This window comes from Halanaerobium saccharolyticum (genome assembly GCF_003259895.1).
Lineage (GTDB): Bacteria > Bacillota > Halanaerobiia > Halanaerobiales > Halanaerobiaceae > Halanaerobium > Halanaerobium saccharolyticum_A.
This window is the reverse complement of record NZ_QLME01000002.1, coordinates 210,368-223,890: the sequence shown is the minus strand read 5'-3', so window position 1 is coordinate 223,890 and position 13,523 is coordinate 210,368. Positions and strand designations below refer to the sequence as shown.

Here is a 13,523-nt window from a genome sequence, read left to right as displayed (position 1 = left end):
GGAGATTTTGAAAAAATATTTTGAAGTTGATGAATGGAAAGTTATTGAAAATAGTTTTGATAAAAATTACAACAGAGTTACAGAAAGTGTAATGAGTCTGGGTAATGGTCATATGGGTTTGCGCGGAAATTTTGCCGAAAGCTACAGCGGTGACAGCCTGCAGGGAACATATATTGCCGGTGTTTACTATCCAGATAAAACTATTGTTGGCTGGTGGAAAAATGGATATCCAGAGTATTTTGCAAAAATTGCTAATGCTGCTAATTTTATTGGGATTGATTTAAAAATAGATGGACAGAAAATTGACCTGGCAGAGGTTGATTTCAGTAATTTTAAAAGGGTTTTAAATATGAAAGAAGCTTATTTAGAGAGATCTTTTACTCTGGAGCTGGAAGATAATCGGGTTGAAGTAACAGAAACTCGGTTTTTGAGTCAGCAGGATAAGGAACTGGCTGCTCTAAAATACAGTCTACAGGCACTTGATCAGACAGCAAAAATCGAATTAATTCCCTATCTAGATGGTGATGTTAAAAATGAAGATGCCAATTATGATGAATTTTTCTGGAAGGGGCTGAAAAAAGAAAACAAACCGGGTAAAGCAATGCTTTCAATGAAAACCAGAAAATCAGATTTTGTTGTTTCTACAGCTATGAACTGGAAATTAAATAAAGAAGAACGGGAAGTTAAGTTATTAACCGGACCTGGAGACGAAAACTATGTAGGAAATAAAATTATATTTGAAGCTGCTCCAGACGAAAAAATAGAATTAAATAAATATCTAGCAGTCTGTACCAGCCGTGATTATGAGGCTGATCAGGTTAGTGAAAAAGCAAAATCAAAAGCTGCGGAAGCTGCCTTCCAGGGTTATGATCAATTATTTACTGAACATACAGAGGCCTGGGCTAAAATCTGGCAGGAAAGTGATATTAAAATTGAAGGTGACCCGGAAGCACAGCAGGGAATCCGTTTTAATATCTTTCATTTAAATCAGACTTATACCGGCCATGATCCCCGTCTAAATATTGGGCCCAAAGGATTTACAGGCGAAAAATATGGTGGTTTGACTTACTGGGATACAGAAGCTTACTGCCTTCCTTTTTATCTGTCTACCCACAGTCAGGATGTTGCTCGCAATCTATTATTATATAGATACCGCCACCTGGAAAAAGCTGTGGAAAATGCAGATAAACTGGGAGTTGATGGTGCTCTCTATCCAATGGTAACAATTAATGGAGAGGAATGCCACAACGAATGGGAAATCACTTTTGAGGAAATCCACCGTAATGGAGCGATTGCCCATGCCATAAAAGATTATGTTGACTATACTGGAGATCAGGACTATATTAAAGAATATGGTATTCCGGTGCTGGCTCAAATCTCCCGCTTCTGGGCTGATAGAGCTCACTTTAATCCGCGGAAGGAAAAATATATGATCCTGGGAGTAACCGGTCCTAACGAATATGAAAACAATGTTAATAATAACTGGTATACCAACCGGATAGCGGTCTGGACTCTCAACTATACCCTGGAAAATTTAGAAAATATTAAGGAAAATGATCCAGATAAATATAAAGAGTGGATTTCTGAACTGGAAATTGAAGACTCTGAGCTGGAATTATGGCAGGAGATGACCGAAAAAATGTACTATCCTTATCTGGAAGAGTATGATATCTATGCTCAGCAGGATGGCTATCTGGATAAGGAACAAAAACTGGTCTCTGACCTTAAAGAAGAAGATATTCCTCTCCATAAAAATTGGTCCTGGGATAGAATTTTACGTTCCCCCTATATTAAACAGGCAGATGTAATGCAGGGAATCTATTACTTTAAAGAAGACTTTGATCAGGAAAGTATTGCCCGCCACTATGATTTTTACGAACCGCGGACAGTACATGAATCTTCACTTTCCCCCTGTATTTATTCTCTCCTGGCAGCTGATTTAGAAAGAGAAGAAAAAGCTTATCAATTATATCTAAGGACGGCTCGACTGGACCTGGATAATTACAATACTGATACTGATGATGGTCTGCATATTACAAGTATGGCAGGAACCTGGATGTCAATTATTAAAGGTTTTGCCGGCTTTAAAGTTAAAGACGGTCAGGTAGAATTTAGACCATTCTTACCAGCAGCCTGGAGTGGATTTAACTTTATGATTAACTTTAGAGGCCGCAGAATTAAAGTTGAGGTCAGCCAGAATGAATCTGTCTTCTCACTGAAAGCAGGTAAAGACTTAACAATCAAAGTTTATGATCAGGAATATGAGTTAAGCCAAACCGAAGAGCTTGTTGTTGAAAAATAATTAACAGCTGGCTTAATTGATTAGTTTTAGAAAAATTATGCTAAAATAGAGGCTCCAGCAGGATTAATTATCCAGCTGGAGCCTTTTTGAAATTATAGTTCTTCGATTGTAGCTTTGTTCCCTACAAAAATAATCGCCCACTTCTTTAGGTCTTTTCGATCTTTAAATTCTTCAGCTTTAGAATAACTGAGATGCTGATTTTTAGCTTCTTCTAATTTTTCTTGAATCAGTTTTTTACCCTCTGAATCAAAGTCTTTTTTCTTAATATATTTTTCATCAAAACTAATATAATCTCTATTTGATAAAGAAGCAAGTGCATTCTCTATTTTCTCGATAAAATTATTAATTTTACCATTTTTTAATATCTCAACCGCTGCTGCTTCAATTTCAATTGAATCAAAAGAAGAATTTTCATCTAAAAGACTTGTAAAATAATCAAAATATATTTCTTTAACAGCATAATTAGGAACTCTAAAGTAAATAAAGCCATCTTCTTCTCGATCAATTGTTAAAAAACCGAGATAAAATAATAATGAAAGAAAGTCTTTACGGCTAAAATCACTTTTAAGATTAAATTCCCCAGTTATTTTACCCATCTGTTCATTTCCAGCTTATCTGCATATTTACTAAATAAATACCCATTATAATATTCATGCAATCTGGATAAAATATGATCTCTCTGAGATTTGGGAATAATCTCTGATAATAATGGTTTGATTTCTTCTGCTGTAAAACCAAATGCCTGATTAAAGTTTGGATCTGTAGTTAAATTTGATTCAATGTTAAAACCACTTGTCATACTATCTAAAGCTATGGGGCTAACGCCAGTTACAAACATTCTTGAAATAATTCCGTCAGCAGTTGCTTCTTTTAAGGCTTCAAAAAATATTCTAACAGATCCGGCCTGGCCTACTATTTTTTGAAATTCAGATGGAATTTTTATCATTTATTAACACCACCTTAAAGACTGAATTGCTTTCTCCAAAAATTATATTTCTTCTTTTATCAATTCCTTAAACTCTTTTAAACTCCCCTGCCAGGCCACAGGATAGTCACTGTCTTCTCTTTCTATTAGTTTGTCAGAAATAATTAAGGTTTTTATCCCCAGTTCAGAAGCCACTGCATCTTCTTTTAAATCATTACCGATCATCAGACAGTTATCAGGCTCTGCATCTATTTTTTCTAAAATCTCACGGTAATAATTTGGATTTGGTTTGGCATAGCTCATATTTTCATAGTGGGTTAAAAGTTCAAAATCCTCAGCCTCAATTCCAATCCAGCTCAACCTGGCTGCTACAGCCTCTTTTGGGAAAAGTGGATTTGTTGCCAGCACCAATTTTTTGCCCTGATTTTTTAAATGCTTAATAATCTCTGCCGGGGTTTCCCGATCAAGCTCAAAATACTTATCCAGGGCAGTAAATTTAGTCTGATAAAATTGATCAAAACGTTCTTTTATTTTTTCAGCCTCGGCCTGGTTTTTAATCTCCATTTTTTCCATAAAAGCTTCCATAAAAGCTTCCTGATTACTGCGGCTGCCGTCATTTCTGATCATTTTTTCGGTAGAAGCCATTAAAAGTTTAACAAACTCTTTCTGGTCAGCACATAAGTCTTCAAAATCAGCAGAAAGAGCACCAAAATAATATTTTAAAAATTCTTCAGCTTCAATACTTAATAAAGTACCATCCAGATCAAAAAGAAAAACATCTTTATCTTTAAACAAAAGATTACCTCCTATATTTTCTGCTCTCAATTTCTTTTCTTAATCAAAGTTGATTTGAGACAGACAAATGCCTTTATTTGTGATTATTTAAAACTTTTCCATCAGTGGTAAAAAGTTAGTTTCGTCAACTAAAATATCAACAAATTCTTTTAAATATTTGCGGTCCAGTTCATCAAAACGTGCCTTTTGAGGACTGTCTATATCTAAAACTGCAATTACTTCTCCTCCGACAATTACAGGCAGCACAATTTCGGAACGGGAATCAGGATCACAGGCAATATGTCCCGGAAATTCTGTTACATCTTCCACCAGCATTATCTTGCGCTGTGAGTAAGCTGTTCCACAGACTCCTTTATCCTCATCTATCCTCACACAGGCTGTTTTGCCCTGAAAAGGACCTAAAACCAGCTGATCGTTTTTCCAGATATAAAATCCTGCCCAGTTAAGATCATCCATTAAATCAAATAATAAAGCTGAACTATTAGCCAGATTGGCAAGCCAGTCTCCCTCCGGTTCAATTAAGGCCTTCAGGGCCTGGTTCATTTCTTTAAGTCTTTCTTCTTTCTTACTCATAATACTCATTCCTTTCTAGTTTATCACTTGTTTATTTTCTATTGGCTTTCCTTAAACAATTAATGATTAAAATTTTAAGATATTTCCTGCTTAAATTACAAGCTTAAAATTAACGTTCTAAATATTTAAGAATAAGGGTACTAAAACAGGTACCAGTGTAGAAAGTACAGCTCCACTGACAAAAGCAGGAATTACCACTGCCTCCCCTCCAGCCTCTTTAACCAGAGGTAGGGTAACATCCATAGTAGTTGCACCCCCGGGAGCAATCACTGCCAGATTACCAAAATACTTTGCAACTAAAGGCAGGATCATTACTGTCAGCAGTTCACGAAAAACATTAGTTAAAAAAGCAAGTGAACCCAATTCTGCACTATGTAATTTAGAAATTAAAACCCCGGAGAGACTGTACCAGCCAAAACCTGCTCCTACTGCAGCTGATTCTCCGGCTGCAAAACCAAAAATCCCACCGGTTAAAACTGTTCCCAGAATGGAGCCAAAAGCTATTAAAATAGGAATCAGAATTAACTTCCAACCCATAATTTTTAAATCTTTAATAATTTCGCGGCTGGCGCCAATATCAATTCCAACCCCAAAAAGCAGTACTACCAGAGAATAATTAGTCAGCGAATCCAGCCAGACTAATTCCTGTCCATTAAGCAGAAAGAAACCTATTAAAATACCAATTATAACTGAAGCAAAAATTAAAATACTCATTGTATTGTCGGCTTTCTGAGTATTCTCAGTTTCAGGATTTTCAATTTCTGCTTCTGTTTCCGGGCCAGCCCCTAAAAGCAAATTATTCAAGTTAAAAATCTTTACAAAAATTATTACAGCCAGCAGACTAAAAATAATACTGACTGCTGCAAAAACAAAGGCCTGAAAGCCAATTTCTCCAAGTTGAAGTACAATCTGATTATTACTGCCCAGGCCGGCACCCATGGCCAGCAGAAGAAACACCAGCCCCACTTTTGTAATCGAATCTGCAAATTTAACAAAATGATTTTTCTCATCCAGTTTAAAGCCCAGTAAAATACCTGTAAATAAAAAGAAAATTATCAGATAAAAGTCCAAAAATATCCCTCCAGAACTACTCTATATAATTTTTAGTCACATATTGAGAAGTCATTGCTCTCAGCATAGCACTATAGTTAATTTTAAAAGTTAAAATATCTCCAACTTCCAGATCCCCGGCAGCATCTGTGACATCGGTTATTAAATGATCACTGCTGGCTCCAAGAACCTCTACTCCCTCCAGTTCCGGATAAAGTCCGTGATAGTCTATATCCTGTTTGCCGACTGCCAGAATCGCCCGCCTCCGCAGACCTTTATCTTCAATAATCTGGCCTCTGCCCTGACCCTCAAATGCCATTTCTCCCTCCGGATTTGAAGGCTTTTCTTTGAGCTCAACAATCTCTGCCTGCAGCCGGAAATTATAATGATGATAGTCGTCTATTAGACTTTGATTGATAATATCAGTGCCCAGTAAAATTGCCTCACCAACTCTTAAATTACTGATCTCCCGGGCCAGCTGTTGATCTTTTAAGAGCCTGATAGTTGCAGTGTTACCTGCCGAGAGGATTTCAAGCTCCCGACCCAGCTTAGCTTCTAATTTCTTTTTTAAATTAATAAGATGCTGAGTGTTTTTTTGATCGGGGATTATTCCGGCAAAACAGCCGAGATTAGTTCCGATGCCTTTAAGTCTAACTCCGGGCAGGGATTCAATTTTTTGAGCCAGCCCCTCTAAATTATCAGCTAAAATTCCCTCCCGTCGGTCACCAATATCCACCATAATTATTAAATCAATCACCTTTGCAGCTGCTTCTGCTGCTTTAGAAATCAGTTCTGCTGTTTTTGCTTCAGTGACTAAAGAAGCATCAATATAGGGAACAATCTCCTTGATTTCTGAAAGCATTGGAATTCTAAGCATCAATACCTCATCCCGATATCCAGCTTCTCTAAATTTTTTTATATTTTCAATCCGGGAATCAGCTATACTCTGGATTCCGGACTCCTGATAGGCTTTGAAAATCCTCAAATCTCCGGCAAAACCTTTGACTACCGCTGTTAATTTAATGTTTTCTAATTCCAGTTCCTGTCTTAATTTTTTCGCATTTTCTGATATATTATTTAAATAAATATCCAGCTGTGGAAAACTCAATTTAGCTCCTCCTAAAATTTTAATTGAAAAAAGTTTTAGATTAAGCAGTCCCAAAAATTAAATTATAAAAACTCTATTTGATTTATTTCTAAACTATAACTATATTATACTCTACTATTATTAATTCTTCAATTAACTGACTTTTCCTCCAAAAAAAATAACCCGACCGGATGGTCGGGGAAATAGATACTATTAAAATTTATTCGATATCAATTGTACGTTTTTTAACAGGAGTTTTTTCTTCTTTTGGCAGATGAACTTTTAAGACTCCATCCTCATATTCTGCCTTAATCTCATCCTGATTTACGTTTTCAAGATAGAAACTGCGAGCATATCTACCCTGTCTTCTCTCACGACGGATATAGTCTTCTTTCTTTTCTTCTTTTTCTTCCTGATGTTCGGCAGAAATTGTTAGATAATCATCATTAATTTCAAGATTAATATCTTCCTTTTTCATACCTGGCATTTCAGCTTCAATGGTATATTCGTCATCACTTTCTTTAATATCAGCTCTAAAGCTGCGTCCGGCAAAATCCATCACATCACCAAAGAAATCAGACACCAGGTTGTTAAATGGATCCTCATCTCTTTCAGTGACATCACTCCGACTGCGGTTCCTAAATGGGACTAAATCAAACATAAAACCACCTCCGAATTTAGTTAATATTATTTTTTCATCTTTATTTTCTACTTATATTATAAAACTAAAGTCAGAGAAGGTCAAAAAAGAAAATCCAGTAATTTTAGTTTTAATTTGTCTTTAGATAAGATTAACTCTTTCAAACTCGGTTATTCTTAAATTTAAACGGTTATTTCTTTAGCTCTGATAAATGTCTTCTGAACCTGAAAATTTTGATCAAAAAGCACCAGATCTGCCTGATAGCCCGGTTTTAGTCTGCCCAGCTTATGGTCTAAATTCAACTTGCGGGCTGGATTTAGAGTCACCATTTTAAATATTTCCGGCAGAGATAATTCTGTTACTTCCATTAAATTTCTAACCGCCTGATCCAAGGTTAAAACACTGCCTGCAAGTACACCAGATTCAAGTCTGGCAGCCCCATTCTTAACTATAACTTTCTGACCACCCAATTCATATTCGCCTTCTTTAAGACCGGTGGCCTCCATTCCATCAGATACTAAAATTACCTTATCAATACCTTTAGCCTGAATGGTAAAACGATCAACTGCCTGATGATGATGAATTAGATCAACTATCAACTCAACTGTAGCCTCAGAATCAAAAGCAGCTCCAACAAGTCCCGGCTTTCTGTGATGCAGTCCTGTCATCGCATTATATAAGTGGGTAAAATGATCCATTCCGGCCTGATAGGCCTGCTGGAAATCTTGATAACCCGCTGCTGAATGACCGGCCGAAGCTGTAATATTATTCTGATGCAGCTCCTTAATTAACTCTAAAGCCCCCTCTACCTCAGGTGCCAGAGTTACAATTTCTACTACATCATAATAATCTCTTAAAAGCTCTGGCTCAGGAGCAGCCAGTTCTTCACTATTCTGGGCTCCAATGTACTCAGGACTGATAAATGGGCCTTCAACATGGGTTCCCAGAACCCGGGCCCCGCTGGTACCATTTTGCTTGGCCTGACGAATATTCTCCAGGGCAGCATGAATATCAGCTGCAGCCATCGTCATCGTAGTTGGCAGAAAAGAAGTTATCCCATGTGCAGCTAAAATTTCACTGATTTTATTTAGAGCTTCAGGTGAAGCATCCATGGTATCAAATCCACCTCCACCATGGATGTGAGTATCAATCATTCCTGGAGCCAGATAACCACCTTCAGCATCAATAACTTCCATTTCTGCTTCAGCTTCCAGCTTATAGGAAGCGACCTTTTCTATCTCTGCACTTTCTTCATTCAAAACTAGAGAACCATTATTTATAACTTTATTTTCGAGAATTATATTCGCATTTTTTATTAATTTCTTCATTTTTTTCACCTCTGCTTATAATTTATCTTAATTGAGGCTGAACTTAAAGAAAATTGATTACATTTTTCCCTGTTACATTTTCTCCTGATTGAGATAAATTATAATTAACTTATTTATTCTTCATCTTCATCAGTTTTTGTATCCGCTTCCTCAGCTTCAGTATCAATATCTGTATAATTTTCGGCTTCAAGTTCGGCAAATTCTTCTAATTTTTCTTTAACTGCAGAGTGAATTTCTTCTGCATCCTGTTTTAACATAATCTCTAATGCCTGATCAATTTCTTCAATACTGTAAAGGTTAAATTTGCCCTCTTCTACTGCATCAAGTACTTCCTGATCCAGCATTAAATTATCCAGGTTGCGGCGGGGAATAATTACACCCTGTTCTCCGGTAAGACCTTTGGCCTGACAGACCTTAAAGAATCCTTCTATCTTTTCATTTACTCCACCAATCGGCTGTACAACACCTTTTTGATTCATCGAACCTGTAATTGCAATATCCTGACGAACAGGAATCTCAGCCAGTGATGAAAGTAAAGCTACTACTTCAGCACAGGTAGCACTATCTCCATCAACTCCACCATAACTCTGCTCAAAGGCAATAGAAGCTGTTAAACTTAAAGGAGCATCGTGGGCATATTTACCACCTAAATAACCGGTTAAAATCATGACACCCTTACTGTGAATCCGGCCGCTCATCTTCGCCTCCCGCTCAATATTAATTACTCCTTCTTTACCTAAATAACTGCGGGCTGTGATTCGTGCCGGGCGACCAAATGTATAGTTACCTGCCTGATAAACCGAAAGTCCATTAATCTGTCCTATTTCTTCACCACTGACATCAAGTAGGAGATGATCACGGTCAATCTGCTCCTGAATTTTTTCTTCCAGTAAGTTGGAGCGTCTTTCTTTTTCATCAATCGCTTTTTTAACAGAACTGGCACTGACAACATCTTCATCAAAGCTCTCAGACCAGACATCTGATTCAATTAGAATTTCTATAATTTCGTTAAATTTAGTTGAAAGTTTTTCTCGATCTTCTGTCAGTCGGGAGCTGAAATCAATCATTGCTGCTACCGCTCCTGCACTAAATTCTTTTAAACCTTCTCTATTAATTACCGAAGAGACAAAATCAGCGAATTTATTTATATTTCCCTTGTTTCTTTCCATCTCTGTATCAAAATCAGCCTTAATTTTGAATAACTCGGAAAACTCTTCATCAAAATTATAGAGCAGATAATAAATATAAGGTGAGCCAATCATAATTACCTTCAGATCAAGCTCAACTTCCTCCGGTTTGAGAGTAATAATCGGTATCCTTCTGTACTGTTCCCCTATATTCTCAACTGTAATCTCCTGGTTAATCAGAGCTCGTTTTAAAGTTTCCCAGCAGAATGGATTTGTCAGCAGATCTTTAGCCTGAACTATTAAAAACCCACCATCTGCTTTATGCAGGGAACCACTCTTAATCATTGTAAAATTGGTAGTAATTGTACCAAACTGGCTCTTACCTTCGATCTTACCAAAAAGATTATAATAAGTGGGATTTTTTTCGTAAATCACCGGAGCCCCTTCAGTTTTACTGTTATTTACAAAAAGATTTATTTGATAGCGAATAAAGAAATTCCCATCATCCTGCTGCTGCATTGCCATTAATGGATTCTGCGGCTGCTGCTCATTATTCCGGAATTTGTCAATATTATCTACAATGTCTTCCTGAACCTCTTCTAAATAATCAACTATTTCCTGACTGTCCTCATATTTATCCTGCAGATGACAGATGATTGGCTGGACAACGGAAATCCCTATCTTTTTTTCCAGGGCAGCCAGTTCATCCTGAGCTTCCTCTTTAATAGAGCGAATCTTCCTCATTACCTGAGAAATTTCGTTCTGTATTTCCTGGCTCTCACTGCGAATCTTTTTCTTCTTCTCTTCATCCATATCCTGAAAATCATCGCGTGAGATCGGATCACCATTCTCATCAATCGGAACAGGCACCATACCCTGAGAGGAGTTCTGCACCATAAAGCCTCTCTCCCGGGCAGATTCTTCAAATTCCTGCATCACCTTATTTGATTTAGGCTGATATTGATTTAAAATCTCTTTTCTCTCCTGCTCATATTCTTCCCCTTCAAAGGCCCGGGGGATCTCTTCCTGCAGTTCCTCTACAATTTTTTCCATATCATCTTTTAAGTCTTTACCCATTCCAGCCTGTACCCGCATTACTCGCGGTTTTTCCGGCTCAGAAAAATTAAAGACATATAATATATCTTTTGGCTGTTCCATTTCAGCCGCTTTTTCTTCTGTCATATTTTCAGCATAAGTTGATTTTCCAGTTCCTGATTCTCCTGCCATAAAAATATTATACCCTTTTTTACCAACTCTCATTCCAAAATCGAGAGAGTCAGCAGCTCTATTTTGACCGATTATTTCTTCATCAATTGCTGAAAGTTCTTTTGTTGTTTTAAAATCCAGTTCTTTTTCATCAAAATTGTAATCTAAATTAGAAATATCAATTTTATATTTTTCCATTCTACACACTCCTTTTAGTTCCAATTAATGAAATTGAATTTTATTATCCCAGAAAATTCTGATATATGTCTTACTATATATCATTCGACAAAAAGTAAATATTTCCTGCCTCTAAATATACTGCTTATTGATTTAGATTAGGAAAAAAATACTAATAACAGTTGAAAACATTTGCTAATTAATATAAAATGAAATTAGAGTATGTTATTTTTTTAACAATATCACTGGAGGTTAAAAAATGGGGAAAGAAATTAATTCTATTCCGGACATAATAATCAGCCGACTGCCGGTATATTATCAACATCTAAAAAGACTGCAGGATTCTACTAAAGAATATATATCATCTGAAGAACTGGCAGAACTAACAGGGTTCAGCAGTTCTTTGATTCGCAAAGACTTAAGTTATTTTGGTACTTTTGGTCGTAAAAGTTATGGTTATGATGTTTTCTGTCTATTTCAGCAGTTAAGTATTATTATGGGATTTAATTATAAGAAAAAAATCATCATCATTGGGGCGGGTCATCTGGGCCAGGCATTAGCTTACAATAAAGGATATAGAGAACGAGGATATCAACTGGTTTCAATTTTTGATAAAAACCCTAAATTAATTGGTCTGGTAATCAATGACATCGAAATTCAGAGTATTAATAATCTGGAAGAATTTATGGAAAATAATAAGATCAATGTGGCAGCTTTAACAGTTCCCGGGGGTGCTGCTCAAAAAATAGCCGACCGCCTGACAGCGGCCGGAATCAAAGCAATCTGGGATTTTACAGAAGTTCCCTTACAGGTGCCAGATGATGTTTTACTGGAAGAACAGTTAATTAATGAGGGGCTCTGTAAATTATCAGTTAAAATGAATCAAATTCGGATTAATAATTCTGAGACTACAGAAGACTTGAATTGTGGGAAAAAATAAATTTACCACTTCCTTTTTCTGCTCTCAGTTTATCATCAAAGATTAACTTTCCGCGTCTAAAAGTCATGACCGGATAACCTTTAACTGTAAAATCATTATAAGGACTGTATCCGGCTGCAGAATGTAAGTTTTCTGCAGTTAATTTTTTTTCTAAATTTGGATCAAAAATGGTCAGATCAGCATCGGTCCCCAACTCCAGGGAACCCTTTTCTGGATAAAGACCGAATATTTTAGCCGGATTGACCGAGATCATCTCTACCAGTTCTCTAATTGTTATCCTATTATTTCTGACTCCTGAACTATAAAGCAGAGGCAGCATTGTTTCGGTTCCGGGAATTCCGGGCAGGATTTCCAGGCTGGAATCAGACTGCATTTTTTGTGCCCTGCTAAAAGCACAGTGATCAGTTGCCACTACCTGAAACTCACCTGTGCTGAGTCCCTGCCACAATTTTTGATTATCATATTTATTTCTCAGCGGTGGGGTCATAAAATAAAACTGAGCCTCTTCTCTCTTTAAATATGAGTTATCAAGCAGTAAATAATGAGGAGTAGTTTCCGCATAAATTTGTGCTTTTCTGGATCTTAACTCTCTAACCGCTTCTAAACCTTCTGCCGATGATAAATGGACTATATACAGCGGCATATCTGCTTTCAGGGCCTCCCCTCCCATATCTTTAACAGCTAAAGCTTCTGCAATCCCCGGTCTAATAGCTGGATGGAACTCTGGAGCTATTAAATTTCGTTTGCTGTAAACTTCTTTTAAATCCTGAATCAGAGAGTCATCTTCTGCATGAACCTGAGGCAGAATTTTGAGTTCTTTGAGCCGCTTAAAAAGTTCGGACCACTGATCCCGTTCTATCATATAACCGACATCTTTATAAGTTGTAAAAAGTTTGATACTTGCCAGCCCTAACTCTTTTAAATCAGCTAAGTTTTGGGAAATTTTTTTGTTAAAATCCTGTACAACCTGATGAAAATTATAATCTATTATTGAATCTCGGGCCTCTTCTTTTCGCTCAGCGACCGAGCGTTTAAAATTTCCGTCTCCGGGAAAATCAATATAATCAATTACTGTTGTAACTCCACCGGCTGCTGCTGCTACACTTCCCTGATAAAAATCATCTGCAGTTACAGTTCCTCGGGAGTACAGCAAATAGTGGGTATGGGCATCAATAATCCCCGGAAAGATATATTTTCCTTCCAGATCTATAACTTTAAATTCACCTTTTGATTCCTCTTCTTTAAAAAAACCTCGTTTTTCTTCTGCAGCTATTTTTTCACCTTCAATTAAAAGATCAGATTTTCTGATACCTTTATCATCAACTACCTTCGCATTTTTAAGTAGAATCTTTCTCATCGTCCTTCACCTCTCT

The 13,523-nt window shown here is 36.8% G+C and carries 12 protein-coding genes; 2 read left to right on the top strand and 10 right to left on the bottom strand.

All coding sequences use genetic code 11. The features are described 5' to 3' along the window. Positions 1-7: 7 nt before the first annotated feature. Positions 8-2,302 (top strand): family 65 glycosyl hydrolase domain-containing protein, encoded by a 2,295-nt coding sequence (locus C7958_RS02630; RefSeq protein WP_111571117.1) that lies wholly within the window; start codon positions 8-10, stop codon positions 2,300-2,302. Positions 2,303-2,394: 92 nt separating this feature from the next. Here C7958_RS02630 and C7958_RS02625 read toward each other — a convergent pair whose 3' ends face one another. The 9 genes from C7958_RS02625 to C7958_RS02585 form a co-directional block, all read right to left on the bottom strand. Then, positions 2,395-2,898 (bottom strand): hypothetical protein, encoded by a 504-nt coding sequence (locus C7958_RS02625; protein WP_111571116.1) that lies wholly within the window; start codon positions 2,896-2,898, stop codon positions 2,395-2,397. Continuing rightward, positions 2,886-3,248 (bottom strand): AAA family ATPase, encoded by a 363-nt coding sequence (locus C7958_RS02620; protein ID WP_111571115.1) that lies wholly within the window; start codon positions 3,246-3,248, stop codon positions 2,886-2,888. Before C7958_RS02620 ends, C7958_RS02625 begins: the two co-directional genes overlap by 13 nt. 42 nt (positions 3,249-3,290) lie before the next feature. After that, the gene (locus tag C7958_RS02615; protein ID WP_111571114.1) at positions 3,291-4,022 is read right to left on the bottom strand and encodes an HAD family hydrolase; all 732 of its coding nucleotides are present in this window, start codon (positions 4,020-4,022) and stop codon (positions 3,291-3,293) included. An 87-nt stretch (positions 4,023-4,109) separates the two neighbouring features. Further along, a complete protein-coding gene (locus tag C7958_RS02610) occupies positions 4,110-4,595 on the bottom strand; it encodes a GAF domain-containing protein (protein ID WP_111571113.1) in 486 nt (161 codons plus the stop codon). Positions 4,596-4,712: 117 nt separating this feature from the next. Next, on the bottom strand, positions 4,713-5,666 hold the full coding sequence (locus C7958_RS02605; protein ID WP_111571112.1) for a lysine exporter LysO family protein: 954 nt from the start codon (positions 5,664-5,666) through the stop codon (positions 4,713-4,715). A gap of 16 nt (positions 5,667-5,682) precedes the next feature. Beyond that, positions 5,683-6,753 (bottom strand): alanine/ornithine racemase family PLP-dependent enzyme, encoded by a 1,071-nt coding sequence (locus C7958_RS02600; RefSeq protein WP_111571111.1) that lies wholly within the window; start codon positions 6,751-6,753, stop codon positions 5,683-5,685. A gap of 199 nt (positions 6,754-6,952) precedes the next feature. Next, positions 6,953-7,393 (bottom strand): Hsp20/alpha crystallin family protein, encoded by a 441-nt coding sequence (locus C7958_RS02595; protein WP_111571110.1) that lies wholly within the window; start codon positions 7,391-7,393, stop codon positions 6,953-6,955. Positions 7,394-7,554: 161 nt separating this feature from the next. Beyond that, complete coding sequence (gene nagA / locus C7958_RS02590) at positions 7,555-8,700, bottom strand: N-acetylglucosamine-6-phosphate deacetylase (RefSeq protein WP_111571109.1); 1,146 nt, start codon at positions 8,698-8,700, stop codon at positions 7,555-7,557. 113 nt (positions 8,701-8,813) lie between these two features. Continuing rightward, positions 8,814-11,231, bottom strand: coding sequence for a Lon protease family protein (locus C7958_RS02585; RefSeq protein ID WP_111571108.1), 2,418 nt, complete (start codon positions 11,229-11,231; stop codon positions 8,814-8,816). Between the two features lie 238 nt (positions 11,232-11,469). Between C7958_RS02585 and C7958_RS02580 the strand changes: the two genes are divergently transcribed. Then, positions 11,470-12,150 carry a redox-sensing transcriptional repressor Rex gene (locus tag C7958_RS02580; protein ID WP_111571107.1) on the top strand — a complete coding sequence of 227 codons (681 nt, stop codon included), beginning with the start codon at positions 11,470-11,472 and terminating at the stop codon, positions 12,148-12,150. On the opposite strand, the gene hydA is transcribed toward C7958_RS02580, so the two are convergent. Further along, positions 12,119-13,507: a dihydropyrimidinase gene (gene hydA / locus C7958_RS02575; RefSeq protein WP_111571106.1), complete on the bottom strand. Its 1,389-nt coding sequence runs from the start codon at positions 13,505-13,507 to the stop codon at positions 12,119-12,121. The genes C7958_RS02580 and hydA overlap by 32 nt on opposite strands. Positions 13,508-13,523: the final 16 nt, after the last annotated feature.

Bases quoted from the DNA above. Each gene is read 5' to 3' on its own strand.
- nagA (WP_111571109.1), bottom strand. From the start codon at position 8,700: ATGAAGAAATTAATAAAAAATGCGAATATAATTCTCGAAAATAAAGTT.
- hydA (WP_111571106.1), bottom strand. From the start codon at position 13,507: ATGAGAAAGATTCTACTTAAAAATGCGAAGGTAGTTGATGATAAAGGT.
- C7958_RS02625 (WP_111571116.1), bottom strand. From the start codon at position 2,898: ATGGGTAAAATAACTGGGGAATTTAATCTTAAAAGTGATTTTAGCCGT.
- C7958_RS02620 (WP_111571115.1), bottom strand. From the start codon at position 3,248: ATGATAAAAATTCCATCTGAATTTCAAAAAATAGTAGGCCAGGCCGGA.
- C7958_RS02595 (WP_111571110.1), bottom strand. From the start codon at position 7,393: ATGTTTGATTTAGTCCCATTTAGGAACCGCAGTCGGAGTGATGTCACT.
- C7958_RS02610 (WP_111571113.1), bottom strand. From the start codon at position 4,595: ATGAGTAAGAAAGAAGAAAGACTTAAAGAAATGAACCAGGCCCTGAAG.
- C7958_RS02585 (WP_111571108.1), bottom strand. From the start codon at position 11,231: ATGGAAAAATATAAAATTGATATTTCTAATTTAGATTACAATTTTGAT.
- C7958_RS02580 (WP_111571107.1), top strand. From the start codon at position 11,470: ATGGGGAAAGAAATTAATTCTATTCCGGACATAATAATCAGCCGACTG.